This is a genomic window from Enterobacter cloacae complex sp. SHL021, assembly GCF_049237765.1.
Taxonomy (GTDB): Bacteria; Pseudomonadota; Gammaproteobacteria; order Enterobacterales; family Enterobacteriaceae; genus Enterobacter; species Enterobacter cloacae.
Genome location: NZ_JBMKJG010000011.1, coordinates 102,549 through 126,837, shown reverse-complemented (window position 1 = coordinate 126,837; position 24,289 = coordinate 102,549). Strand labels below are relative to the sequence as shown.

Here is a 24,289-nt window from a genome sequence, read left to right as displayed (position 1 = left end):
AAATTCCCGTCATGCCTGCTGCAATCAATCCGCGTTTACTTCGTTACAAATCTGCGACATAAAGCGGTTGTAACAGTGCTAAAATAGTTACCCTGAGAATAATTTCACACTGAGCTATTCATCCCACATGGAAAAAAAACTGTCCGATGGCCTGCCTTTACCCCAGCGGTATGGCGCTATCGCTACGATTATCATCGGTATTTCAATGGCCGTACTCGACGGCGCGATTGCCAATGTTGCCCTGCCTACCATTGCCAGCGATCTGCATGTCTCACCTGCCAGCTCAATCTGGATTGTTAACGCTTATCAGATAGCGATCGTGATCTCACTGCTCTCGTTCTCGTTTCTGGGTGATATGTTCGGCTACCGGCGGGTGTATCAGTGCGGTCTGGCTGTGTTTACCTTAACCTCCCTGTTCTGCGCCCTCTCTGATTCGCTGCATATGCTGACGCTGGCCCGCATTGCGCAGGGTTTTGGCGGCGCGGCGTTGATGAGCGTTAATACCGCGTTGATTCGCTTAATTTATCCTCAGCGCCATTTGGGGCGCGGAATGGGGATAAACTCCTTCATTGTGGCGGTATCCTCGGCCGCCGGGCCCACCATTGCGGCGGCTATACTGTCTGTCGCCTCATGGCAATGGCTGTTCGCCATCAATGTGCCGCTGGGTATAGTGGCCATCTTCTTTGCCCTGCGCTATCTGCCGGGGAACGGCCCTAAAAGCACCATGCCTCGTTTTGATATCGCCAGTGCGGTGATGAATGCGCTGACCTTTGGCCTGCTGATTACGGCCCTGAGCGGCTTTGCGCAGGGTCAATCACTCCTGCTGACCGTCGCAGAGGTTGCTGCTCTGCTGATCATTGGCTACTTCTTTGTTCGTCGCCAGCTCGCTTTGCCTGTGCCGTTACTGCCGGTGGATCTGCTGCGTATTCCGCTTTTTTCGCTCTCAATATGCACCTCCATCTGTTCGTTCTGCGCCCAGATGCTCGCCCTCGTCTCTCTGCCCTTTTTCCTGCAGAGCGTAATAGGACGTTCGGAAGTGGAGACTGGACTGCTGCTGACCCCATGGCCGCTGGCAACGATGGTGATGGCACCGCTGGCAGGTTATCTCATAGAGCGCGTGCATGCCGGATTACTGGGCGCGCTGGGGCTGGCGGTCATGGCGGCGGGTCTGTTTGCGCTGGCGCTGCTTCCCTCGCAACCTACGGATCTGGATATTATCTGGCGTATGATCCTCTGCGGTGCCGGTTTTGGCCTGTTCCAGTCGCCGAACAACCACACCATTATCACCTCCGCACCGCGCCATCGCAGTGGAGGAGCCAGTGGCATGTTGGGTACCGCGCGCCTGCTGGGGCAAAGCACCGGTGCGGCACTGGTCGCCCTGATGTTCAACCTCGCCGGGCAGAATGGTAATCACCTTGCGCTCCTCACCGCAGGTGCACTTGCCACCCTTGCCGCGATCGTCAGCGGCCTGCGCGTCACGCAGCCCAGCGTACAGGCATAAAAAAGCCGGGCGGAGTTACCTCCGCCCGGCTCAAACTGCATCTTCAGCGTTACTTCAGGTATTCCCCGCTGCGCAGCGCTTCAATACGTTTATCCAGTGGCGGGTGAGACATAAACAGCTCGCTCAACGATTTTGATTTACCGTTGATGCAGAATGCCATCATGCTGTTAGCTTCCTGCGGCTCGTAGCTGGTTTTCAGACGCTGCAGGGCAGCAATCATCTTCTCACGACCAACCAGTTTCGCAGAGCCGGCATCCGCATGGAATTCGCGGTGACGGGAGAACCACATGGTGATGATGCTGGCCAGAATGCCGAACACCAGTTCCAGAACCATCGATACCGCGAAGTAGATCAGCGGGTTACCGTTGCTCTCTTCACCTTCATCGCGGTTTCCACCCATAAAGCCAGCGGCGATCTGCGCCAGAATACGGGAAATAAAGATCACGAAGGTGTTCACCACGCCCTGAATCAGCGTCATGGTTACCATGTCACCGTTCGCGATGTGGCTGATTTCGTGCGCGATAACCGCTTCGGCTTCGTCACGGCTCATGTTCTGCAGCAGCCCGGTACTTACGGCAACCAGCGACGCATCGCGACGGGCACCCGTAGCAAAGGCATTGATGTCCGGCGCATGGTAAATGGCAACCTGTGGCATGGCGATCCCCGCCTGCTTAGCTTGCTGCGCCACCGTATTCATCAGCCACTGCTCCATATCGTTGCGCGGCTGTTCAATGACCTCACCACCTACCGATTTCAGCGCCATCCATTTCGACATCAGAAGTGAAATAAAAGAGCCACCAAAACCAAACAGCAGCGCCATAATCAACAGACCCTGAACGCTACTCGACTGAATTCCTGTCAGGCTTAGCACCAGCCCGAATACCACCATTACCGCCAGGTTGGTGAGCAGGAAGAGCGCGATTCGCATCATAATTTTCTTTTAACCTCAGTTTAACAAAACGCACTATGCGATTACCCACATCGTATGGGTATTGTGGCTATTTTCAAGCATCCGAAGGGCGTAAGTCACCAGAAAGACACAACTTTACACAATTGGAAATCTGCCTGACGGAAGGATGCAGAACAAAAAGAAACAGGCACAATTTCTTGTGCCTGTTGGGGATTATTTTGCCGGAGCAGGTTGCTCGGCGGGCCTGGCTTTTTCGAGTTTCGCCAGGTCAAGAGCGATATGTACCGTCTCGTCCAGGTACGGATCCGGCTCCTGGTAATCTTTTGGCAGATCGTCCAGTTTCTTGAGCAACGGTTTACCTTCACGTTTGAAGCGATCGTTGATACGCGCCAGACGCGTTGCGTCGTCCTCATTGTTCTCTTTCTCACGCTGAGCGTAGTTCAGAGAAACAATATTCCGTTTTTCTTTCAGGGCATTAAAGCGGGCAATGTCCTTCATGATGTACTGGAATTCAGGATCTTTCGCGATGCGTTCGTTGTGATCTTTCAGTAGCTCCGGACCAAACTGGGTCATATCACCGGCTTTCACGTAGGTCGCGGCATTGATGCTATCCCACGGCAACGCGTTATCTTCAAACTTCTCACCGGTTTCCGTCTCTTCCGTGCCTGTCGGCATCATGATGTCTGGCGTCACGCCCTTACGCTGCGTACTGCCGCCGTTCACACGATAGAATTTCTGAATGGTGTACTGAACAGATCCCAGCGCAGGCCATTCCGGACGCAGCATCTGATCGTAAATACGATTCAGGGAACGATACTGCTGGACGGTACCTTTACCGAACGTCGGCTCACCCACGATCAGCGCGCGACCATAGTCCTGCATTGCAGCGGCAAAGATTTCTGACGCTGACGCACTGAAGCGATCGACCAGCACCACCAGCGGGCCTTTGTAGTAAACCACGCCATCATTGTCGGCATCTTCACGCACTTTACCGTTGTTATCGCGCACCTGCACGACCGGGCCAGACGGGATAAACAGGCCTGACAGAGAGACAGCTTCTGTCAGCGCCCCACCGCCGTTGCTGCGCAGATCGATGATCACGCTGCTGACGTTCTGCTTCTCAAGCTTCTGCAGCTGCACTTTTACGTCATCGGTCAGCCCTACGTAGAAGCCAGGGATATCAAGTACCCCCACCTTCTCTTTACCGACGGTTTTCACCGACATTTTCACCGCGCGGTCTTCAAGACGAATACGCTCGCGGGTCAGGGTTACGATACGGGTTTTGGTGCCTTTCCCGGCAGGCAGAATTTCAAGACGAACTTTGCTGCCTTTCGGACCTTTGATCAGCGCAACCACATCGTCCAGACGCCAGCCGATGACATCAACCATGTTCTGCCCAGTTTGGCCTACACCGACAATGCGATCGCCTACGCTTATCGCTTTGCTTTTTGATGCCGGGCCACCCGCAACCATGGAGTTGATCACCGTGTAATCGTCGTCCATCTGCAGCACCGCGCCGATACCTTCCAGAGACAGGCTCATTTCGGTATTGAACTGTTCGGTGTTACGCGGGGAGAGATAGTTCGTATGCGGGTCGATTTCGTGGGCAAAGGCAGTCATTGCCAGCGAGAAAACATCTTCGCTGTTGGTTTGTGCCAGACGACGAATGGCAAACTTGTAACGACGCGTCAGCGTGTCACGGATCTCTTTCTCATCTTTGCCAGTGAGCTTGAGACTCAGTTCGTCGTACTTCACTTTGCTGTCCCACAGGGCGTTCAGCTCGGCTTCGTCTTTCGGCCAGGGCGCTTTACTGCGGTCCAGATTAAAGGTGTCGTTGCCGGTGAAGTCCATCGGACGTTCCAGCACTTTCAGCGCATATTGATAACGTTCAAAGCGGCGCTTTTGTGCCAGGTTATACAGATCGTAGAACAGATCCAGCTTGCCGGAACGCAGCTCATCACCGACGTCGGATTTACGTTTGGCGAACTGCTCGACATCGCTGGCGAGCAGTACGTTATGGCTGTAATCCAGCAAGTTCAGATAGCGGTCGAAGATTTTGGCCGAAAAGGCCTGATCGAGATCGAACTGACGATAGTGCGAACGGGTGAAGCGTGACGTCACACGCTCGCTCACCGTCGCGTGCTGCGTCTCTTCCTTGAGAACCGGAATTTGATCAACACGCGTAATATCGTCCACTGCGAAAGCATGGCCTGTTATGGCAAACAGGCCCGCCAGCGCGGTGAGCTTAAAAAAAGTGTTCATGCCAGGCTTGGCCTCCGTTTCAGAACAACAAGTGTTCTGCGCGTACAATCATTGACATACCAGAAGTCAGCTGTACACGAACGCCATCTTTGGTGATTTCCATAACGGTGGCGTCCATTGCATTGTTACCCGCTTTTACCTTCAGTGCCTGACCGACGCTCAGGGCGTTGATGTCTGAAACCGGAGTGTGGCGCTGCTCTTCACGAGGCGCGCGCGGGGCTTTAGCTGCTGGTTTGTCAGCACGCGGTTTGCGATCGTTATTTTCGGTGCGACGCGGTGCAGGACGCGGTTTACGCTCACGACGAGGCGCTTCTTCCTGGCCGTTTGCCGCAGCGGCTTCACGTTTTTTCGCCTGCTGTTCTGCACGTTGTGCCTGAACGCGTGCTTTGGCTTCTTCAAGCTGCTTACGCGCATGCTCGACGTGCTGCTCGTCCAGCTCACCACATGGGTTGCCGTCAAGATCCACGCGAGTCGCGCCCGGTTTGATACCGTACAGGTAGCGCCAGCTCGAAGTATAAAGACGTAAGGCGGAACGCAGCTGAGTTTTGCTGAGGTTCATTTCCCCCTCAACGCGTGCTACCAGATCCTGAAAAATACCGACTTTCAGGGGACGAGCTTCGCCTTCAGCGCTGAAGCACTGTGGGAAACGCTCGGCCAGAAATGCGATAACTTCTTTACTGCTATTCAACTTAGGTTGATTTTCCATGAAATTTCCTGATTACAACGGACGTTGCCAACAAGCGCAGGCATGAACAGGCGTCATTATAATGACGCTATCAGTAAATGCTACGTTATCCGTTGATTATCCTGCGACGCTCGCAAAGAATTTTTGATAATCGGTTGCTGCAAGAACGTTTTCCAGATTCGCCACCAGCTCGCGCAGCCCCTGTTCGTCCTCGATTGTAAAGCGACTGAAGACCGTACTGTCGATGTCCAGAACGCCAATAATCTGATTTTTTACCACCAGCGGCAGCACGATTTCAGAATTACTGGCGGCATCACAGGCAATGTGCCCGTCAAACGCATGCACATCCTCCACACGCTGTACCTGATTCTCGGCGACTGCCGTGCCGCAGACACCCCGGCCTACCGGAATGCGCACGCAGGCCAGTTTGCCCTGAAACGGCCCCAGCACCAGCGTTTCACCTTCCAGAAGATAAAAACCGGCCCAGTTCACGTCAGAGAGACGTTCAAACAGCAATGCGCTAGTATTTGCCAGAGTGGCTAAGAAGCTGGTTTCACCCGCCATCAATGCCTTAAAATCGCGGTTCAGATCCGCGTAGAATTCTGTTTTGTTCATTCTTCAATCACTTAGTTGTCTTACAAAATTACCGCATAGCCTATTAAAATAAGCATTAAATGCGCTCATGCTCAAGATGAATCCATTCATGAGTTATTATAACTTTCAACAATACCTATTTGTGCGCAACTGATGGCCTTAAAAACAACCAAAATCACGCCGACAAAAAAGATAACTGTCCATACGGTAAGCGCAGCTTTGCCTCGTGCACATTATCAGCGTTGCCCCCAGTGCGATACGCTTTTTATGTTGCCGAAGATGAAATCGCATCAAAGCGCCTTTTGTCCCTGCTGCGACGCCAAAATTCGTGACGGCCGCGACTGGTCATTAACCCGTCTCGCCGCCATGGCGGTCACCATGCTGCTGTTGATGCCCTTTGCCTGGAGCGAGCCGCTGCTGAAGCTCTACCTGCTCGGCGTGCGCATTGATGCCAACGTGCTACAGGGGATCTGGCAGATGACGCGCCAGGGCGATCCGGTGACTGCAGCCATGGTGCTTTTCTGCACCGTTGGTGCACCGCTGGTGCTGGTCGCCGCCATTGCGTATCTCTGGTTCGGTAATATTCTCGGCATGAACCTGCGTCCGGTGTTGCTGATGCTCGATAAACTCAAAGAGTGGGTGATGCTGGATATCTATCTGGTGGGCGTTGGCGTGGCCTCCATAAAAGTGCAGGACTACGCGTTTCTGCAACCGGGCGTCGGCCTCTTTGCTTTTATCTGTCTGGTATTGCTCAGTATCCTGACGCTGATCCATCTCAACGTTGAGCAGCTCTGGGAGCGATTTTACCCGCAGCGCCCCGCCACGCGCCCGGACGAGAATCTCCGGGTCTGTCTGGGCTGCCACTACACCGGGCTGCCCGATGCGCGCGGCCGCTGCCCACGCTGCCATATTCCCTTGCGACTGCGGCGCAACAACAGCCTGCAAAAATGCTGGGCCGCCCTCATCGCCTCGTTGATATTCCTGCTTCCTGCCAACATGTTGCCGATATCGATTATTTACGTGAATGGCGGGCGGCAGGAGGATACCATCCTCTCGGGCATTATCTCCCTTGCGCACAGTAATATTGGCGTGGCGGCAATTGTGTTTATCGCCAGTATTTTGGTGCCGTTTACCAAAGTGGTGGTGATGTTTACCCTGCTCATCAGCATTCACTTTAAATGTGAGCAAGGCTTACGTACCCGTATCCTGCTCCTGCGCTTCGTTACCTGGATTGGCCGCTGGTCGATGTTGGATCTGTTCGTGATTTCGTTGATGATGTCGCTGATTAACCGCGACCAGCTACTTGCTTTTACAATGGGACCCGCAGCTTTTTATTTCGGCTCTGCGGTGATATTGACTATTCTTGCTGTGGAATGGCTGGATAGCCGCTTACTTTGGGATGCACATGAGTCAGGAAACCCCCGCTTCGCCGACTGAAGCGAGAATTAAAACAAAACGCCGCATTTCGCCATTCTGGTTGCTGCCTGTCATCGCCCTGATGATTGCAGGCTGGCTTATCTGGACGAGCTATGAAGATCGCGGAAGTACCATCACCATTGATTTCCAGTCTGCCGACGGCATTGTGGCCGGACGTACCCCGGTGCGTTTCCAGGGGGTTGAAGTCGGTACCGTCCAGGATATCTCCCTTGGAAAAGGGCTGAATAAGATTCAGGTGCGGGCCAGCATCAAATCCGATATGCAGGACGCGCTGCGCAGCGAAACACAGTTCTGGCTGGTCACGCCAAAGGCCTCTCTGGCCGGGGTGTCCGGTCTGGATGCGCTGGTTGGCGGGAACTATATCGGCATGATGCCGGGTAAAGGTGAGCCACAGGATCACTTTGTGGCGCTTGATACGCAGCCCAAATATCGTCTCAATAACGGGGATCTGATGATCCACCTGCAGGCGCCGGACTTGGGGTCACTCAACAGCGGCTCGCTGGTGTACTTCCGTAAAATCCCGGTGGGCCGGGTGTACGATTACGCCATCAACCCCAACAAGCAGGGGGTGACTATCGATGTGTTAATCGAGCGTCGCTTTACCAATCTGGTGAAAAAAGGCAGCCGTTTCTGGAACGTTTCCGGCGTGGATGCTGACCTAAGCCTCAGCGGTGCGAAAGTGAAGCTTGAAAGTCTGGCCGCGCTGGTCAATGGTGCCATTGCCTTTGACTCCCCGGAAAATTCCAGCCCTGCCACCGCAGATGACACGTTCGGTCTGTATGCCGACCTGGCGCACAGCCAGCGTGGCGTGATCGTCAAACTTGCCCTGCCCGATGCCAAAGGGTTAAAAGCCGGTTCTACGCCGCTGATGTATCAGGGTCTGGAGGTCGGTCAGCTCACCAAAATGACGCTCAATCCGGGCGGTTCCGTAACCGGGGAGATGACGGTTGACCCAAGCGTGGTAGATCTTCTGCGCGAAAAAACGCGTATCGAAATGCGCAGCCCGAAACTGTCCCTGAGTGATGCCAGCATCAGCAGCCTCCTGACAGGCAGTACCTTCGAGTTGATCCCCGGCGAAGGCCAGCCCAGCAACACCTTTGTGGTTGCCCCGGCGGATAAAGCCCTGCTGCAAAAACCCGGCGTGGTGACAATAACGCTGAACGCGCCGGAAAGTTACGGTATCGAAGCCGGTCAGCCGCTGATCTTACACGGCGTGCAGGTAGGTCAGGTGCTGGAGCGGTCGCTGTCGGAAAACGGTGTGAGCTTCTCCGCTGCAATCGATCCGCAATACAGCAATCTGGTGCATGGCGACAGCAAATTCGTGGTTAACAGCCGGGTAGACGTGAAGGTCGGGCTGGACGGCGTTGAATTCCTCGGAGCCAGTGCGAGCGAGTGGGTGAACGGCGGGATCCGCATCCTGCCGGGCAGCAAAGGTCCCGTTCGCGACAGCTATCCGCTGTATGCCAATCTGGATAAAGCGATTGAAAACAGCATGAGCGATCTGCCGACCACCACGCTGACGTTAAGTGCGGAAACGCTGCCGGACGTTCAGGCAGGCTCAGTCGTGCTGTATCGCAAGTTTGAAGTTGGGGAGGTCATCACCGTTCGCCCTCGTGCAGACGCCTTTGATATTGAACTGCACATCAAGCCGGAGTATCGCAAACTGCTTACCCCGAACAGCGTCTTCTGGGCAGAAGGTGGCGCAAAAGTTCAGCTCAACGGTAGCGGGCTGACCGTGCAGGCCTCCCCGCTCTCGCGCGCGCTGCGCGGAGCGATCAGCTTCGATAATCTGCCCGGCGCGGGCGGCAATATGCGCAAGGGTGACAAGCGTATCCTCTTCCCGTCTGAAACCGCTGCACGTGCGGTTGGCGGGCAGATTACCCTGCACGCCTTCGATGCCGGAAAGCTGGCGGAAGGAATGCCTATCCGCTACCTGGGCATTGATATCGGACAGATCCAGAAGCTGACGCTGATCACCGCCCGCAATGAAGTGCAGGCCACCGCGGTGCTTTATCCGGAATATGTGCAGACGTTCGCCCGTTCAGGCACGCGTTTCTCCGTGGTGACGCCGCAGATCTCGGCCGCGGGCGTTGAACATCTCGACACCATTCTGCAGCCGTATATCAACGTCGAGCCTGGCCGTGGCAACGCGCGTCGTGATTTTGAACTGCAGGAAGCCACCATCACCGACTCGCGCTATCTTGATGGTCTGAGCATTGTGGTGGAGGTACCGGAAGCCGGCTCGCTTAGCATCGGCACGCCAGTCCTGTTCCGCGGTATTGAAGTGGGAACGGTGACCGGCCTGACGCTCGGGACGCTCTCCGACCGCGTGATGGTGGCGTTACGCATCAGCGATCGTTACCAGCATCTGGTACGGAATAACTCGGTGTTCTGGCTGGCCTCTGGCTATTCGCTGGACTTCGGCCTGACGGGCGGCGTGGTGAAAACCGGTACGTTCAACCAGTTTATTCGCGGCGGTATTGCTTTCGCCACGCCGCCGGGTACACCGCTGGCGCCGAAAGCACAGCCGGGCAAACACTTCCTGCTGCTCGAAAGCGAACCTAAAGAGTGGCGTGAGTGGGGAACCGCCCTGCCGCGTTAATCTCAGGGCTCCGGTGTCAACGCACCGGAGCCTTTATGTTACACTGCGCACCTGAACTTTTCCCTGTGGTGTGCCCGTGGCTCAAAACTCCGTATATCTTCCTGAACAATTCCTGGCGCAGATGCGCGAGGCGCTTCCTTCTCACCTCTCGTTAGACGATTTTATCGCCGCCTGTCAGCGACCGTTACGCCGGAGTATTCGCGTCAACACGCTGAAAATCAGCGTCGCGGATTTCCTTGCGCTGGTATCACATTACCACTGGCAGCTCACGCCCGTGCCGTGGTGTGAAGAGGGTTTCTGGATCGAACGGGAGGACGAGGCGTCACTGCCGCTGGGCAGTACCGCCGAGCATTTGAGTGGTCTGTTTTATATTCAGGAAGCCAGCTCAATGCTGCCGGTTGCTGCGCTGTTTGCCGATGGCAACGCGCCTGAACGGGTCATGGATGTGGCTGCCGCCCCCGGTTCAAAAACCACGCAGATTGCCGCCCGCATGGCTAACCGCGGGGCCATTCTCGCCAATGAGTTTTCAGCCAGCCGCGTGAAGGTGCTGCATGCCAACATCAGCCGCTGCGGCATTCAGAATGTTGCCCTGACGCATTTCGACGGACGCGTGTTTGGCGCCGCCCTGCCGGAAGCGTTTGACGCCATCCTGCTGGACGCCCCCTGCTCCGGTGAAGGCGTGGTACGCAAAGATCCCGATGCGCTAAAAAAATGGTCAGTTGAAAGCAACCTCGACATTGCCGCAACGCAGCGCGAACTGATCGACAGCGCGTTTCATGCCCTTCGTCCAGGCGGTACGCTGGTTTATTCCACCTGCACGTTAAACCGTGATGAAAACGAAGAGGTCTGCCTGTGGCTGAAAGCGCAATACCCCGATGCGGTTGAGTTTCTGCCACTGAATGACTTATTTGCCTCGGCTGAAGACGCCATCACCCCGGAAGGTTTCCTCCACGTATTCCCGCAGATTTATGACTGCGAAGGTTTTTTTGTCGCCCGTCTGCGTAAAACTGCCGCCATCACACCACTGCCCGCGCCAACATTTAAGGTCGGTAATTTCCCCTTCACACCGCTGAAGAGCCGTGAAGCAGAGCAGGTCACCACCGCAGCCCGCAAAGCCGGACTGAACTGGAATGACGATCTTCACCTCTGGCAGCGCGATAAAGAGATTTGGCTTTTCCCGGCGAACATCGAACCGCTTATCGGCAAAGTTCGTTTTTCCCGAATCGGGATCCGCTTGGCGGAGATGCATAACAAGGGCTATCGCTGGCAGCACGAGGCGGTCATTGCCCTTGCCGGCACGGCTAACACCTTCGCGTTGACGCATCAGGAAGCTGAAGAGTGGTACCGGGGGCGCGATGTGTATCCGGAAACGGCCCCTTCTCAGGATGACGTTGTGGTGACGTACCAGGGATACCCGCTGGGACTGGCAAAGAAAGTGGGTTCGCGTCTGAAAAACAGCTATCCACGCGAACTGGTGCGCGATGGTCGCCTGTTTACCGGTAACGATCGCGCCGACTAAAAAAAGCGCACTTTTTTACTGGCGATTTTGCTCTCCTTGTCTACGATCAAAAATGGATGGCTGTACTGGTCATACCAGATTTTGACAACACACCCGGAGAGCATTATGACGAAAACCAGCGTGCGAATTGGCGCTTTTGAAATCGACGACGCAGAATTGCGCGGCGAAACCCAGGGCGAACGAACGTTAAGTATTCCCTGCAAATCCGACCCGGATTTGTGTATGCAACTGGATGCCTGGGATGCCGACACCAGCGTTCCGGCAATCCTTGATGGCGAACATTCCGTCCTTTACCGCGAGCATTACGATAGTAAAACCGATGCCTGGGTCATGCGTCTTGCCTGACCAGAGAGAACCCGCCCGAAGGCGGGTTATTTATTACTGCAACTGCGCCAGCGTGAAATAGCCGTCAAACACCGCGCCGGTATCAATGTAGTGCAGGTTGTCAAAATCATATCGCTTATCCAGCGGCGTATGACCAAACCAGAAGTGATCCGCCCCGCGAATTCCCTGCCCTTTTCCTGCCATAAACCCCATTAGCCGATCCCGATCCCACAGCACCCGCTCAGCGCTCACCGGCTGCTGCCAGCCATATTCCGCTGCCGGATAGTCAGCATGAGCAATGACATTCAGGCCGTTTGTGCAGGTTATCTCAATAATCAGCGGCAACTGTCGGCACGCTTCTAACAGGGTCAGCGCCTGCTGCTGTTGCGAATCATCAAGCTGCGAGAACCAGCTTCCACCATTCATCAACCAGAGCGCAAAGTCATTATTTTCCACGCTGTCGATTGCCATTTGCTCATGGTTCCCCCGTACTGCGCGAAACCATTTTTCATTGATCAGTTGCAGGCACTTAACGCTGTCAGGGCCCCGATCAATCAAATCCCCAACGGAGATCAGCAAATCCTCATAAGGATTAAAACGGCGGCGTTTCAGTTCGTCCAACAGCCACTGATAGCAACCGTGTATATCGCTCACAACCCAGACGTGACGCCACTTTCCACCATCGATTCGCTGATACATAAGGCCTCCCTGAATAAGTATAGCCGCATCAGAAAATGCAAATATCAGCGCCGGGCATCACAAAGCCAAACAAACGCTAAACCAAACGGAAATAAACCTTCCCGCGCTATTAATCCCTTTTTATCGGGCCTTTAAAATAAGCGCTAAATAAAAGAGAGGTTTCAACGTGTCCAATACTCACCTGCATAACGATGTGCTCTATCCGCATCGTACACATATTATTTCCGACCTGGTCAACGGAAGATGCGTTCCGGGCCCCATCTGGAAAAAGCGTGAGTATCGGCTGAAATTCCTGTTACGCTCGCTTCTGTTCTGGTCTTCTACCCGACGCATGCTTGAGGCACTCTCTGGCCGGGATGACTTCGATCGGTTACTGGCCGCGCAAATCACGTTACCCAGTAAAACCCACCGCCAGTACTTGATGCGCGGCCTGAATGCCGGCGACCGTGCTGACGCGATCGTCAGCCACTACCACTGGATTGATGGTCTGAAAGACCCCTTACTCGCCCATGCGCTGACCAGCCCTCAGGAGCAACCTGTCGTGCAGTTCAGGGCTAAAAATGAGGTGCTCTATACCGTCAACGCCTCCTCCGCTCACAAAGCCGAGCGCGAAGGTGAAAGCACACTGTGGCTGCGCGATGACGAGAATACCTTGCTCGCAAGCCTGACCTTCACTGTTGCGCACAGCGCGGGACAACGGGTACTGGTGATCGGCGGGCTTCAGGGGCCTCGCCGTGGCGTCACGCGCGATGTGATCAAACAGGCTACCCGCGCCTGCCACGGCCTGTTCCCAAAACGCGTACTGATGGAAGTGATTTTCCAGCTGGTCGCACAGTCAAACATCCGCGCCATCTATGCCGTCAGTGATGAGGGCCATGTTTTCCGCGCGCTGCGTTATCGCCTGAGCAAAGGCCGTCATTTCCACGCCAGCTACGATGAGTTTTGGGAAACCCTGGACGGTAAGAAACGCTCGACCTTCTGCTGGCAGTTGCCACTTGAGATGGCGCGCAAATCCCTGGACGAGATTGCCAGTAAGAAACGGGCAGAATATCGCCGCCGCTTTGAGTTGCTTGATGAAATTAAAACGGCCATTAACGCCCGCTTTTAACCCTGCGTCTTGCTTTTGCCAACCACATACAAAAATTTAACAAAACCGTCAAAAAGGGCTGGACTTCCGCCTGCCGTAGTGTGGTATGGTTGAAGGCGGTTCACTGGAACTGTCCCTTCTGAGAGAGTCGATAAGTGGATTTTGTCGTTACTTTCAATCAGATAAAAAGAGACCGAATACGATTCCTGTATTCGGTCCAGGGAAATGGCTCTTGGGAGAGAGCCGTGCGCTAAAAGTTGGCATTAATGCAGGCTAAGTCGCCTTGCCTTTTAAGAATAGATGACGACGCCAGGTTTTCCAGTCCACAGCTAAAGCGGCCGGAAAAAAAGCGTCAAAACATCAATAAATATGAAAAACCGCAGTGCTTTCGCAAGCCACTGCGGTTTTTTTTACTGGAAACCGAAAGCTAGCAGAGCTTGTCAGCGCGTTCGATAAACGGCGCCAGACTCATTTTCTGCCCCGGGCTGGACGGATCGTCTATCTGGATAACGCTGATGGGCTGTCCGCTGCTCTTACCGCTGGCGACCTGCTGTTCGGCCGCGTCGTTTAACGGGTATTGCACCAGCGTGCTTGGGTTGATGGCATACAGCGCATGACCCGGACGGCAGGTCAGCATCACCTCTTCACGATTGAACGCCCATTTATCCTTACCCACTTCAAAACGGCTGACGGTAATAACCTGCGGTGCCGCCAGCGCGCTACCCGTGCAGGCCAACAATAAGAGAGAAAGTACTGTCTTTTTCATATGCTTTTTAACCTTGTCAAAAGGGTTCCCAGGTCGCGAACAGGCTGACCGTTGCCAGCACCAACGCCCCCAGCACCACCTCTGCCTGTGTCATCCTGATAAAAATCTGTTGTTCGCGCCCGATGTGGGCACCAAACCGTGGCACCAGAAAATACCGATTCACCAGCGCAATTACCACCATCAATGCCACCAGCGCACATTTGAACAACAATAGTTGCACGTAGCCCGTCTGCCAGGGCAGCGTAATGCCCAGAATAAAGAGCCCATTGATCGCGCCGGTAAGCACGACCCCCGCTACGGCATAATGCCCCACGCGAGAGAAGCGCATCATGGTGTAAATTGCCGCAACCCGCCAGCGCCCTTTCGCCAGATGCATGCAATACAGCAGCGGCAGGAGGCCGCCAACCCAGGTGGCGGCACAGAGCAGATGCAGAGCGTGATTGATACGCTGCAACGCCCCCGCTGCACCGTCGTTCATTGCCGCATGCCCTACGCCTGCCAGCAGGACAAATTGCCCCATGGCGAGCAGCAAGAGTCGCGATCCTTTCTGAGGCGCAAGCCAGGCGACACAGGCCGCAATTACGCCCAGGATAATTTGCCACAGCCACACGCTACCAAACTGCGTTGCCAGCACGCTCTGCCAGACGTTCGGGTTAAACACGTCTCCCCAGCCGTTGCCCATGAGCCCCGCCTGGATCATGAACATCAGCATGGCTGACGTCAGACTGATCAGCGCCGCAATCTGCTGCTGCACCTGAAAACGACAGGACATCAGACGGTACAAAGAAGACGGCGCGAACCAGACGCTATACAGCGCATTACCAAAAATCAGCATCAGCGCGCCGAAATGGATAAAGCGCAACCCCACGTAGATGAAGGCCAGCATATTATTTCACGCTGAAGCGATAGCTGCCTTTGGTTTTGTGACCATCTACCGAGACCACATGCCAGTCAACCTGGTACGTGCCGGTCACCAGCGTCTGCTCCAGCGGAACATGGAACTGGGCCTTATTCTGCTCGTCACGCTGTATATCACCGGTTTTAACCACGTTCCCCTGTGCATCCTTCACCACGACACCGCTGAATCCGGGTTCAATGCCTTCGGAAAAATTCAGGGTAAGCGCCTGAGGAGCTGCTACCTGACTATCGGCTGCCGGGATTTGTTGCTGGAGGTGCGCATGCGCCAGCACCGGGGTCGCTGTAACGGAAGAGAAGAGAAAAGCCAGCGCGCATACCGCGCGGGAAGCGGATAAACCCATCGCAATCATTCCTTTTTGTTATGCCTGTATGCTAAAGAATAACGCTGTATAATAATCGAGTCGAGGATCATCCCACCTCCGCTTGTCATCATCGTGCAATCGCGGTAACGTTGCCGCCGCATAAAAAGGAGAAGGTAATGAAGATCAATCTGGCTGCCCTTCCTCAGGACGAGATGGATAAAGTGAATGTCGATCTCGCTGCCGCAGGTGTCGCGTTTAAAGAGCGTTACAACATGCCAATCGTGGCTGAGGTGGTGGAACGTGAACAACCCGCCCATCTGCGTGACTGGTTCCGCGAACGTTTGATTGCGCACCGACTCGCGTCGGTCAATCTCTCTCGTTTGCCGTACGAACCTAAAGTTAAATAAGCTTAACGACTCGTTACACTTCCTTACGCGGAATATGCCAGGATAAGAAAACCCTGATTAGTCTAGGTGTATTCTTAAATCCTGCGACTCTGTGTATAAGGAAGTCACGATGTCACAATGGAATATTGCCGCCGCCCAGTATGCCGGGCAGCATCACAGTGTAGATGACCACGTAGCGCACCACCTCCGTTTCGTTGCGGAAGCGGCAAAACAGCGCTGCGATCTCCTGGTCTTTCCTGAACTCTCGTTAACAGGATCGGGAAGGACGGACCTACCTCCCCCACCCGATGACGCACAGCTGGCCCCCTTGCTGGCCGCCGCAAAGCGTTACCGGAACACCATCATTGCCGGGCTGCCCCTTGATCTGAATGGTCAGCGCGTAAAGGGCCTCGCCCTGTTTTCGCCATCCCGGCACAGCATCCTGCGCTACCCCCAGGGAAGCGGAGCCAGCCTGGTGCCGGGTGATAAACAGCTGACGATTGTTGATACGCATGCCGACTCCCCCAATCTGGATCCGCAGGCGACGCTGTTTACCAGCTGTCAGTCGGTGGGCGATACCCGCTGGCGCCAGTCCATCAACACGTTGCAGCGCTTCGCGCACAGGTATGCCATTGCCGTGTTAATGGCGAACGCCCGTGGCGGTAGCGCGCTGTGGGATGAAAAAGGCCAGCTGATTGTCCGTGCGGATAAGGGCGAACTATTATTGACCGGATCTCTGGGCCGACAGGGTTGGCAAGGCGATATCATTCCTTTAGGCTAAGCGTTTTAGCTCAGGAGCGTTCAATGCTGCGCGTCATCGATACCGAAACTTGCGATCTTCAGGGCGGAATAGTGGAAGTGGCGTCTGTTGACGTCATTGACGGTAAAATCGTCAATCCCATGAGCCATCTGGTGCGTCCCGACCGCCCGATTAGCCCGCAGGCGATGGCCATTCATCGCATTACAGAATCGATGGTGGCGGATAAACCCTGGATTGAAGAGGTCATTCCGCACTATTACGGTAGCCCGTGGTATGTCGCGCACAACGCCAGCTTTGACCGCCGGGTACTGCCCGAGATGCCCGGCGAATGGATTTGCACCATGAAGCTGGCGCGTCGTCTGTGGCCGGGGATCAAATACAGCAATATGGCGCTGTATAAATCGCGTAAGCTCAGCGTCAGAACGCCCGAGGGGCTGCATCATCACCGCGCACTGTACGACTGCTATATTACCGCGGCGCTACTCATAGATATTATGAATACCTCTGGCTGGACGCCGGATGATATGGCAACGATCACCGGGCGACCGGCGCTGATGACCACCTTCACCTTTGGCAAATACCGCGGCAAAGCGGTGTCCGATATCGCCGATAAAGATCCGGGCTACCTGCGCTGGCTGTATAACAACCTCGACAAAATGAGCCCGGAGCTTCGCTTAACGCTCAAGCACTATCTGGGTGAAGCTTAACTTCCGGCACGGCCTGGCAGCGTTTCCTGCGCCAGGCCAATCAAAAAGGCATACTCCAGCGCGACCCCTTCATACGATTTGAATCGTCCCGATTTCCCGCCGTGTCCGGAGTCCATGTCGGTACAGAGTAGCAGCAGGTTATTATCAGTTTTCAGCTCACGCAGCTTCGCCACCCATTTTGCGGGCTCCCAGTATTGCACCTGTGAATCGTGCAGGCCGGTGGTCACCAGCATGTGCGGATAGGCTTTAGCTTCTACGTTATCGTACGGGCTGTACTCTTTCATGTAGCGGTAATAGATCTCGTCCTGAGGATTCCCCCACTCTTCAAACTCACCGGTCGTCAGCGGAATAGACTCATCCAGCATCGTGGTCACCACGTCGACAAACGGAACCTGCGCGATGACCCCTTTGAAGCGGTCAGGACGCTGGTTAATGGCCGCCCCCATCAGCAGCCCTCCCGCACTGCCGCCCATGCCAAAGCAGAGCTGCGGATCGCCATAACCCTGTTCTATTAGCGCATCGCAGACGTCGAGGTAGTCGTTAAAGGTGTTTTTCTTCTTCAGGAATTTCCCGTCTTCGTACCAGTGCTGGCCCAGCTCGCCACCACCGCGCACGTGGGCGATGGCGAAAACAAAGCCACGATCGAGCAGGCTTAATCTGCTGCTGCTGAAATCGGCATCCATGCTTGAGCCGTAGGATCCATACCCGTAGACCAGGATCGGGTTTTTCCCTTTCTGGAAATGCGCCTTGTGATAGACGAGCGAGACGGGCACCTCAACGCCATCCCGGGCGGTGACCCACAGGTGTTCGCTTCGGTAGTTATCGGAATCAAACCCTTTTACCTCAGACTGCTTAAGCACCTGACGTTGGCCGGTCTCCATGTCCAGCTCAAACAGCGTATCCGGCGTGGTCATTGACGAGTAGCCATAGCGCAAGCGGGACGATTCCGGCTCGGGATTAAACCCAATCCACGTAACATAGGCCGGATCGTCAAACGCAATCCCGATGACCTCCCGCGTTTTGCGGTTAATTTGCCGCAGGCTGGTCAGCCCCCGCTGGCGCTCTTCCACCACCAGCCAGTCGGTAAAGAGAGTAAATCCTTCCAGCATCACCTGTTCCCGCGCAGGAATGAGCACTTCCCATTTCCGTTCATCGCGTACTTTGGTTTTATAGAGGCCAAAGTTTTTGCCCTCGCGGTTAGAGCGCAGGTAAAAGCTGTGCTGGAAGTGATCCAGGCTGTACTCATGATCTTTACGACGCGGCAGGAAGCAGAGCGGCTGCGCATCAGGCAGCTCGGCATCCAGGAGCAGAACTTCAGAGGTGGTTGCGCTGGCGAGGAAGATAATCACATAGTGGCGTGACGACGTTTTATGCAGACTGACATAGAACGTTTCATCTTTCTCTTCGTAGACCAGCTCGTCATCATCCGCACTGGTGCCGACGGTATGACGCCATACCTGATAAGGCAGCAGCGTGGAGGCATGTTTCTTCACGTAATAGACGGTTTCAGAATCATTCGCCCAGACAAAATCCGGCGAAACGTTCGCAATCATCTCCGGGTACCAGTTACCGGTTTCCAGATTGCGAAAACGCAGGCCGTACTGACGCCGGGAGAGGTAATCTTCCGCCAGCGCCATAATGGCGTTATCGGGCGAGACCGACATGCCGCCCAGCGTATAAAACTCGCTGTGGGCAGCACGCTGGTTGGCATCCAGCAAAATATCCCATTCATCCCACTCGGCGCTTAACACCGACTGACGCTGGTAGATGGGATATTCGTTACCGGGCTCGTAGATATGGCGATAACGATAGCCGTTTTTGGTCCAGGGTGCGGAGACATCGCGCTGGGGAATACGCTGCACCATTTCATTCAGCAACTGATCCTGAAGCGCCTGCTGGCTGGCCATGACCTTGCGGCCATAGTCATTTTCCGCGTGCAAATAGTCGAGCACCTCTGGCCGGGAACGCGAATCGTCCCGGAGCCAGTAATAGTTGTCAATGCGCGTATCGCCATGCGTGGTGATCGCATAAGGAGTACGTCGGGCTTTTGGTGGCATGTCATGTTTCTTTTGAGTTTTACACCCTATAAGGTTGGCAAAACACACGCATGATGCAAGCGAAACATGACCGCGACGGTGACAGTTAACCCGCTAACGCCTGTTTTTGCTCCCTGATATCCTTCTCAATGCCGTCGCGCACGTCCTGAGGGATCTTCAACGCGTCGCCGAGGGCATTGAGGTAGCTGCGCTCCATAAAGTGGTCAATATCAATGGCGGCACAGCTTAAGAAATAGAGTTCAAGCGCCTCCTCCTCATTCTTTACGCTTTGCGCAAGGCGCTGCGGATCCAGCGGCTGTTCGATGGCCTGAGCCACCAGCGTTCTGCCCTGCTCTTCCACACCGGCCTCCCGCAGCTGCTGCTCAATCGCCGACCGTTCTTTATCGTCGATATGCCCGTCACTTTTCGCGGCAAAAACCAGCGCAAGGATCAGCCGTTCAGTGCGCAGATCCAACGGTGACGTGTGCTGACCATAATCGGGTTCATCGCTATGTGCGGTTCGCACTCTGTCCTTGTATTTGTTCCACAGAACCGTGCCCGCAATGGCTCCGCCACCGGCCAGTAACGCGCCGGTGCCATATTTTGCCAGCAACTTGCGCGAGGATTTATTCGCCACCAGCAGGCCTGCCAGCCCGCCGAGCGCCCCGGGGACCAGTTTGCTCAGCCCCTGCTCGCCGGATGGCGATGTTTTCTGCCCTAACAGTGATTGCAATTGATTTAACCAGCCAGACATGGTTTCCCTCACTTAACGGTGTACATGTTCCACAGCGTAAGCGAGCAGGCGTCAGGAAATGTCTGGCGGGGCTAAAGAAGCGCAAATTTCTTCCCCGCGCACGGGCCCCGATCAAGACACACGCAAACGTTTTCGTTTATACTGCGCGCAACTTTTTCAGGGGGATTGTTATGACTCGTTTAGGAACCGCGCTGCGACCTGCGGCGACGCGTGTAATGCTGTTGGGATCGGGTGAACTGGGCAAAGAGGTCGCCATTGAGTGTCAGCGTTTAGGCGTGGAAGTCATTGCCGTAGACCGGTACGCCGATGCACCCGCCATGCACGTTGCCCACCGTTCTTATGTGATTAACATGCTGGATGGCGATGCCCTGCGCGAGCTGATTACGCGTGAAAAACCGGATTTTGTCGTACCGGAGATCGAAGCCATCGCCACCGATACGCTGCTTGCCCTTGAACAGGAAGGCCAGCGCGTGGTGCCCTGTGCAAAGGCCGCGAAGCTGACAATGAATCGCGAAGGCATTCGTCGCCTGGCGGCGGAAGAGCTGGGATTACCCACCTCTGGCTATCGTTTTGCCGGCGATAAAGCTGCTTTCCTGCAGGCCGTTGAGGAGATTGGCTATCCGTGTATCATCAAGCCGGTGATGAGCTCCTCCGGTAAAGGGCAGAGCTTTATTCGCGACAGCAGCACGCTGGACAAGGCGTGGGATTATGCCCAACAGGGCGGTCGCGCCGGAGCCGGTCGCGTGATTGTTGAAGGCGTGGTGCAATTCGATTTCGAAATTACCCTCCTGACCGTCAGTGCCGTTGATGGCGTCCATTTCTGCGATCCGATTGGACACCGTCAGGAGGATGGCGATTACCGTGAATCCTGGCAGCCGCAGCAGATGAGTGCCCTGGCGCTGGCGCGCGCGCAGGAGATCGCCCGTAAAACGGTGCTGGCACTGGGCGGTTACGGCCTGTTCGGCGTGGAACTGTTTGTCTGCGGTGATGAGGTGATTTTCAGCGAAGTGTCCCCTCGCCCGCACGATACGGGGATGGTGACCCTGATTTCCCAGGATCTCTCCGAGTTCGCCCTGCACGTGCGCGCGTTCCTCGGCCTGCCGGTTGGTGGTATTCGCCAGTATGGTCCGGCCGCCTCGGCGGTGATCCTCCCGCAACTGACCAGCCAGAACGTCACATTTGACAACGTTGAAGGCGCGGTTGGGGCAGGTCTGCAGGTTCGCCTGTTCGGGAAACCGGAGATCGACGGTACGCGTCGACTGGGCGTGGCATTAGCCACCGGCGATAGCGTGGATGATGCCGTGGCAAGGGCGAAAGCTGCCGCTGCCGCGGTTAGCGTTAACGGATAAAAAAAACGGGCCTGATGGCCCGTTTTTCATGATGCGAGGTGCTTACTGCTTCGCGCCTTCAACCGCTTCGCGAGCCAGTCTGGTGATGCGATCCCAGTCGCCTGCTTCCAGGGCATCCGCCGGTACCAGCCAGGAGCCGCCGATGCACAGCACGCTCTTCAGCGCCAGGTAATCACGGTAGTTGGCCGGAGAGATGCCGCCCGTCGGGCAGAAGCGCACCTGAGAGAAGGGACCCGCAATCGCCTGCAGCGCTTTGGTGCCGCCGTTGGCTTCTGCCGGGAAGAATTTGAACTCTTTCAGACCGTAGTCCATGCCCAGCATCAGTTCAGAAACGGTGCTGATCCCGGGGATCAGCGGGATGGTGCCCTCGGTTGCCGCTTTTAACAGCGGCTCGGTCAGACCCGGGCTGATGGCAAACTGCGCGCCCGCTTCAGTCACTTCAGCCAGCTGTTTTGCGTTCGTAACGGTACCCGCACCAATGATGGCATCCGGCACTTCTTTAGCGATTGCGCGAATCGCGTCCATCGCGCAGGCGGTACGCAGGGTCACTTCCAGAACGCGAACGCCACCCGCAACCAGCGCTTTCGCCATCGGTACCGCGTGCTCCAGTTTGTTCACCACGATAACCGGCACAACGGGGCCAGTGGTCAGGATTGCTTCTGCACTTGTTTTCCAGTTTTTCATCAGAGTTTTCTCTCGCCAGATCGATAAAATCAAGTCGTCTTAAAACGTAATACAGGTTGCGCCCTGCTCCGCCCCGGAGAGTTTCTCACGCAGCGCGCCAAACATTTCGCGTCCGGTTCCCACGCGCGATGCGCTCAGGTCTGGAATATGCGGCTGACGGGCCGCCAGCTCGGCTTCGTCCACCAGCAGGGTTAACTCACCTGTCTGGCCATTGACGCGGATGATGTCGCCGTCACGCACCTTAGCCAGCAAACCACCATCATACGCTTCAGGCGTTACGTGGATGGCTGAAGGCACTTTACCTGAGGCACCCGAGAGGCGTCCATCGGTGACCAGTGCAATTTTGAAACGGCGGTCCAATAATACACCAAGCGGTGGCATAAGTTTATGTAATTCTGGCATCCCGTTCGCTTTGGGTCCCTGATGACGCACCACCACCACGCAATCCTTGTCGAGAAGGCCCGCATCAAAGGCAGGTAAAACATCATGCTGGCTCTCAAAGACCACTGCCGGGGCTTCAATCACCTGGTTCTCTTCCGGCACGGCAGAGGTTTTCATCACCGCGCGTCCCAGGTTGCCGCTCAGCACTTTCGTGCCGCCGTGGCGTGAGAACGGCTGTTCGAAGGTAGCAATGACCTGCGGATCAAGAGAGGCGCTCGCCCCATCACGCCAGTCCAGCTCACCGTTGTTCAGCCACGGCTCAAGGGTATAGCGATGCAGACCATAGCCCGCCACCGTGTTCACGTCTTCGTGCAACAGACCGCCCTTGAGCAGCTCACGCATCAACACCGGTACGCCACCGGCGGCCTGGAAGTGGTTAATGTCTGCCGGACCGTTCGGATACAGGCGCGCCATCAGCGGCACCACGGAAGAGATGTCGGAGAAATCATCCCAGTTGATCAGGATGCCAGCCGCACGTGCCATTGCCACAAGGTGCATGGTGTGGTTGGTTGAGCCCCCCGTTGCCAGCAGGGCCACGATGCCGTTGACGATCACTTTCTCGTCGACCATTTTACCCAGCGGCATCCACTCGTTGCCGTTCCCGGTCAGACGCGTCACCTGACGGGCGGCGGCTTCGGTCAGAGCCTTGCGCAGCGGCGCATCGGGTTGAATGAAGGAGGAGCCCGGAAGCTGCATCCCCATAAATTCCACCACCATCTGGTTGGTGTTGGCCGTACCGTAGAAGGTACAGGTACCCGGCGCATGGTAAGAGGCGGCTTCCGCTTCCAGCAGCGCCTGGCGGTCTGCTTTACCTTCGGCATACAGCTGGCGGATACGCACTTTTTCTTTGTTTGGCAAACCGCTGGCCATCGGACCTGACGGCACAAAAATGGCCGGAAGATGACCAAACGACAGCGCCGCCATGGCGAGCCCCGGGACAATCTTGTCGCACACGCCGAGGTACAGCGCGCCATCGAACATATTGTGAGAAAGACCGACCGCTGCAGACATGGCAATGACTTCGCGGCTCAGCAGCGACAGCTCCATCCCGTCCTGCCCCTGGGTCACACCGTCACACATGGCCGGCACGCCCCCCGCCACCTGGCCCACCGCATTCACGCTGTGCAGCGCTTTACGGATGATGTCCGGGTACACTTCGTACGGCTGATGCGCGGAGAGCATGTCGTTATAGGAGGTAATGATGGCGATATTGTTACGCAGCATGCTCTTTAATGAGGCTTTGTCTTCAGGCTGACAGGCGGCGAAACCGTGCGCCAGGTTACCGCAGGCCAGCTGCGAGCGATGTACGGTATTGGTCTTAGCCTGTTCAATGCGGGCGAGGTAAGCCGAACGGGTCTCTTTCGAGCGCTCGATAATGCGTTGTGTTACGCGTAACAATGTCGGATTCATAAAAGCTCCTCTAATTTATCTGTCCGGGCTCGGGAGTTTACAAAGTCGCTGGCAGTTGTTAACAACGCTGAAACGCTTGCTGTCCGGAGCTCAGGGGCAAAATCGCTTCCGGCAGTGTAATAAAAAAAGCCCCGCGGGTGAATCCACGCGGAGCTT

General features: G+C 55.6%; 22 protein-coding genes. 10 read left to right on the top strand and 12 right to left on the bottom strand.

Annotated features, from left to right (window positions below; all coding sequences use genetic code 11):
- The first annotated feature begins 127 nt into the window (after positions 1–127).
- On the top strand, positions 128–1,501 hold the full coding sequence (locus ACOTZF_RS13190) for an MFS transporter (protein ID WP_129317583.1): 1,374 nt from the start codon (positions 128–130) through the stop codon (positions 1,499–1,501).
- A gap of 49 nt (positions 1,502–1,550) precedes the next feature.
- Here the strand turns inward: ACOTZF_RS13190 and htpX are convergent, their stop codons facing one another.
- The 4 genes from htpX to ACOTZF_RS13170 form a co-directional block, all read right to left on the bottom strand.
- Complete coding sequence (gene htpX / locus ACOTZF_RS13185; RefSeq protein WP_013096120.1) at positions 1,551–2,432, bottom strand: protease HtpX; 882 nt, start codon at positions 2,430–2,432, stop codon at positions 1,551–1,553.
- 192 nt (positions 2,433–2,624) lie between these two features.
- Positions 2,625–4,673, bottom strand: coding sequence for a carboxy terminal-processing peptidase (gene prc / locus ACOTZF_RS13180; RefSeq protein WP_013096119.1), 2,049 nt, complete (start codon positions 4,671–4,673; stop codon positions 2,625–2,627).
- A 19-nt stretch (positions 4,674–4,692) separates the two neighbouring features.
- Positions 4,693–5,379 (bottom strand): RNA chaperone ProQ, encoded by a 687-nt coding sequence (proQ, locus tag ACOTZF_RS13175; RefSeq protein ID WP_020690828.1) that lies wholly within the window; start codon positions 5,377–5,379, stop codon positions 4,693–4,695.
- Positions 5,380–5,475: 96 nt separating this feature from the next.
- Entirely contained in the window at positions 5,476–5,973 is a 498-nt protein-coding gene (locus tag ACOTZF_RS13170; RefSeq protein WP_013096117.1) for a GAF domain-containing protein, read from the bottom strand.
- A gap of 132 nt (positions 5,974–6,105) precedes the next feature.
- On the opposite strand from ACOTZF_RS13170, the gene yebS reads away from it, so the two are divergent.
- The 4 genes from yebS to ACOTZF_RS13150 all read left to right on the top strand — a co-directional run bounded on the left by yebS (position 6,106) and on the right by ACOTZF_RS13150 (position 11,855).
- Positions 6,106–7,389, top strand: a complete 1,284-nt coding sequence (yebS, locus tag ACOTZF_RS13165; RefSeq protein ID WP_058678594.1) for a membrane integrity lipid transport subunit YebS — start codon at positions 6,106–6,108, stop codon at positions 7,387–7,389.
- Positions 7,358–9,991 carry a PqiB family protein gene (locus ACOTZF_RS13160; protein WP_062934754.1) on the top strand — a complete coding sequence of 878 codons (2,634 nt, stop codon included), beginning with the start codon at positions 7,358–7,360 and terminating at the stop codon, positions 9,989–9,991. The genes yebS and ACOTZF_RS13160 overlap by 32 nt, the downstream gene beginning before the upstream one ends.
- A gap of 76 nt (positions 9,992–10,067) precedes the next feature.
- On the top strand, positions 10,068–11,510 hold the full coding sequence (rsmF, locus tag ACOTZF_RS13155) for a 16S rRNA (cytosine(1407)-C(5))-methyltransferase RsmF (RefSeq protein ID WP_129252440.1): 1,443 nt from the start codon (positions 10,068–10,070) through the stop codon (positions 11,508–11,510).
- A gap of 105 nt (positions 11,511–11,615) precedes the next feature.
- Positions 11,616–11,855, top strand: coding sequence for a YebV family protein (locus ACOTZF_RS13150; protein ID WP_013096113.1), 240 nt, complete (start codon positions 11,616–11,618; stop codon positions 11,853–11,855).
- 33 nt (positions 11,856–11,888) lie between these two features.
- Here ACOTZF_RS13150 and pphA read toward each other — a convergent pair whose 3' ends face one another.
- On the bottom strand, positions 11,889–12,533 hold the full coding sequence (pphA, locus tag ACOTZF_RS13145; protein ID WP_129317582.1) for a protein-serine/threonine phosphatase: 645 nt from the start codon (positions 12,531–12,533) through the stop codon (positions 11,889–11,891).
- A 166-nt stretch (positions 12,534–12,699) separates the two neighbouring features.
- Between pphA and ACOTZF_RS13140 the strand changes: the two genes are divergently transcribed.
- Positions 12,700–13,641 carry a VirK/YbjX family protein gene (locus ACOTZF_RS13140; RefSeq protein ID WP_020690823.1) on the top strand — a complete coding sequence of 314 codons (942 nt, stop codon included), beginning with the start codon at positions 12,700–12,702 and terminating at the stop codon, positions 13,639–13,641.
- Positions 13,642–14,047: 406 nt separating this feature from the next.
- Here the strand turns inward: ACOTZF_RS13140 and ACOTZF_RS13135 are convergent, their stop codons facing one another.
- From ACOTZF_RS13135 to yobA, 3 genes are read right to left on the bottom strand one after another with little or no spacing between them, the layout of a single operon-like run.
- Positions 14,048–14,386, bottom strand: coding sequence for a YebY family protein (locus ACOTZF_RS13135; protein WP_013096105.1), 339 nt, complete (start codon positions 14,384–14,386; stop codon positions 14,048–14,050).
- Positions 14,387–14,402: 16 nt separating this feature from the next.
- Entirely contained in the window at positions 14,403–15,272 is an 870-nt protein-coding gene (copD, locus tag ACOTZF_RS13130; RefSeq protein WP_038984481.1) for a copper homeostasis membrane protein CopD, read from the bottom strand.
- A gap of 1 nt (position 15,273) precedes the next feature.
- Positions 15,274–15,645, bottom strand: coding sequence for a CopC domain-containing protein YobA (gene yobA, locus ACOTZF_RS13125; protein ID WP_020690820.1), 372 nt, complete (start codon positions 15,643–15,645; stop codon positions 15,274–15,276).
- Between the two features lie 137 nt (positions 15,646–15,782).
- Between yobA and ACOTZF_RS13120 the strand changes: the two genes are divergently transcribed.
- From ACOTZF_RS13120 to exoX, 3 genes are all read left to right on the top strand, one after another.
- Positions 15,783–16,013 (top strand): DNA polymerase III subunit theta, encoded by a 231-nt coding sequence (locus ACOTZF_RS13120; protein WP_013096102.1) that lies wholly within the window; start codon positions 15,783–15,785, stop codon positions 16,011–16,013.
- 109 nt (positions 16,014–16,122) lie between these two features.
- Positions 16,123–16,773: a carbon-nitrogen hydrolase family protein gene (locus ACOTZF_RS13115; protein ID WP_129252436.1), complete on the top strand. Its 651-nt coding sequence runs from the start codon at positions 16,123–16,125 to the stop codon at positions 16,771–16,773.
- Positions 16,774–16,796: 23 nt separating this feature from the next.
- Positions 16,797–17,459: an exodeoxyribonuclease X gene (gene exoX / locus ACOTZF_RS13110; RefSeq protein ID WP_020690817.1), complete on the top strand. Its 663-nt coding sequence runs from the start codon at positions 16,797–16,799 to the stop codon at positions 17,457–17,459.
- On the opposite strand, the gene ptrB is transcribed toward exoX, so the two are convergent.
- Together ptrB and ACOTZF_RS13100 are read right to left on the bottom strand one after the other, a co-directional pair.
- Positions 17,456–19,516 (bottom strand): oligopeptidase B, encoded by a 2,061-nt coding sequence (gene ptrB / locus ACOTZF_RS13105; protein ID WP_020690816.1) that lies wholly within the window; start codon positions 19,514–19,516, stop codon positions 17,456–17,458. The two genes, exoX and ptrB, sit on opposite strands and share 4 nt — an antisense overlap.
- Positions 19,517–19,601: 85 nt before the next feature.
- On the bottom strand, positions 19,602–20,249 hold the full coding sequence (locus ACOTZF_RS13100; protein WP_020690815.1) for a tellurite resistance TerB family protein: 648 nt from the start codon (positions 20,247–20,249) through the stop codon (positions 19,602–19,604).
- Between the two features lie 170 nt (positions 20,250–20,419).
- On the opposite strand from ACOTZF_RS13100, the gene purT reads away from it, so the two are divergent.
- Positions 20,420–21,598: a formate-dependent phosphoribosylglycinamide formyltransferase gene (gene purT, locus ACOTZF_RS13095; RefSeq protein ID WP_129252434.1), complete on the top strand. Its 1,179-nt coding sequence runs from the start codon at positions 20,420–20,422 to the stop codon at positions 21,596–21,598.
- A gap of 42 nt (positions 21,599–21,640) precedes the next feature.
- Here the strand turns inward: purT and kdgA are convergent, their stop codons facing one another.
- Both kdgA and edd read right to left on the bottom strand, forming a co-directional pair.
- Positions 21,641–22,282: a bifunctional 4-hydroxy-2-oxoglutarate aldolase/2-dehydro-3-deoxy-phosphogluconate aldolase gene (kdgA, locus tag ACOTZF_RS13090; RefSeq protein ID WP_029882310.1), complete on the bottom strand. Its 642-nt coding sequence runs from the start codon at positions 22,280–22,282 to the stop codon at positions 21,641–21,643.
- 39 nt (positions 22,283–22,321) lie between these two features.
- Positions 22,322–24,133 (bottom strand): phosphogluconate dehydratase, encoded by a 1,812-nt coding sequence (edd, locus tag ACOTZF_RS13085; protein ID WP_029882311.1) that lies wholly within the window; start codon positions 24,131–24,133, stop codon positions 22,322–22,324.
- Positions 24,134–24,289 lie beyond the last annotated feature (156 nt).

What these genes read in the sequence shown, in the direction of transcription:
- ACOTZF_RS13190 (WP_129317583.1), top strand. Translation starts at nt 128, where the DNA reads ATGGAAAAAAAACTGTCCGATGGCCTGCCTTTACCCCAGCGGTATGGC.
- htpX (WP_013096120.1), bottom strand. Translation starts at nt 2,432, where the DNA reads ATGATGCGAATCGCGCTCTTCCTGCTCACCAACCTGGCGGTAATGGTG.
- prc (WP_013096119.1), bottom strand. Translation starts at nt 4,673, where the DNA reads ATGAACACTTTTTTTAAGCTCACCGCGCTGGCGGGCCTGTTTGCCATA.
- proQ (WP_020690828.1), bottom strand. Translation starts at nt 5,379, where the DNA reads ATGGAAAATCAACCTAAGTTGAATAGCAGTAAAGAAGTTATCGCATTT.
- ACOTZF_RS13170 (WP_013096117.1), bottom strand. Translation starts at nt 5,973, where the DNA reads ATGAACAAAACAGAATTCTACGCGGATCTGAACCGCGATTTTAAGGCA.
- yebS (WP_058678594.1), top strand. Translation starts at nt 6,106, where the DNA reads ATGGCCTTAAAAACAACCAAAATCACGCCGACAAAAAAGATAACTGTC.
- ACOTZF_RS13160 (WP_062934754.1), top strand. Translation starts at nt 7,358, where the DNA reads ATGAGTCAGGAAACCCCCGCTTCGCCGACTGAAGCGAGAATTAAAACA.
- ACOTZF_RS13150 (WP_013096113.1), top strand. Translation starts at nt 11,616, where the DNA reads ATGACGAAAACCAGCGTGCGAATTGGCGCTTTTGAAATCGACGACGCA.
- pphA (WP_129317582.1), bottom strand. Translation starts at nt 12,533, where the DNA reads ATGTATCAGCGAATCGATGGTGGAAAGTGGCGTCACGTCTGGGTTGTG.
- ACOTZF_RS13135 (WP_013096105.1), bottom strand. Translation starts at nt 14,386, where the DNA reads ATGAAAAAGACAGTACTTTCTCTCTTATTGTTGGCCTGCACGGGTAGC.
- copD (WP_038984481.1), bottom strand. Translation starts at nt 15,272, where the DNA reads ATGCTGGCCTTCATCTACGTGGGGTTGCGCTTTATCCATTTCGGCGCG.
- yobA (WP_020690820.1), bottom strand. Translation starts at nt 15,645, where the DNA reads ATGGGTTTATCCGCTTCCCGCGCGGTATGCGCGCTGGCTTTTCTCTTC.
- ACOTZF_RS13120 (WP_013096102.1), top strand. Translation starts at nt 15,783, where the DNA reads ATGAAGATCAATCTGGCTGCCCTTCCTCAGGACGAGATGGATAAAGTG.
- ACOTZF_RS13115 (WP_129252436.1), top strand. Translation starts at nt 16,123, where the DNA reads ATGTCACAATGGAATATTGCCGCCGCCCAGTATGCCGGGCAGCATCAC.
- exoX (WP_020690817.1), top strand. Translation starts at nt 16,797, where the DNA reads ATGCTGCGCGTCATCGATACCGAAACTTGCGATCTTCAGGGCGGAATA.
- ptrB (WP_020690816.1), bottom strand. Translation starts at nt 19,516, where the DNA reads ATGCCACCAAAAGCCCGACGTACTCCTTATGCGATCACCACGCATGGC.
- ACOTZF_RS13100 (WP_020690815.1), bottom strand. Translation starts at nt 20,249, where the DNA reads ATGTCTGGCTGGTTAAATCAATTGCAATCACTGTTAGGGCAGAAAACA.
- purT (WP_129252434.1), top strand. Translation starts at nt 20,420, where the DNA reads ATGACTCGTTTAGGAACCGCGCTGCGACCTGCGGCGACGCGTGTAATG.
- kdgA (WP_029882310.1), bottom strand. Translation starts at nt 22,282, where the DNA reads ATGAAAAACTGGAAAACAAGTGCAGAAGCAATCCTGACCACTGGCCCC.
- edd (WP_029882311.1), bottom strand. Translation starts at nt 24,133, where the DNA reads ATGAATCCGACATTGTTACGCGTAACACAACGCATTATCGAGCGCTCG.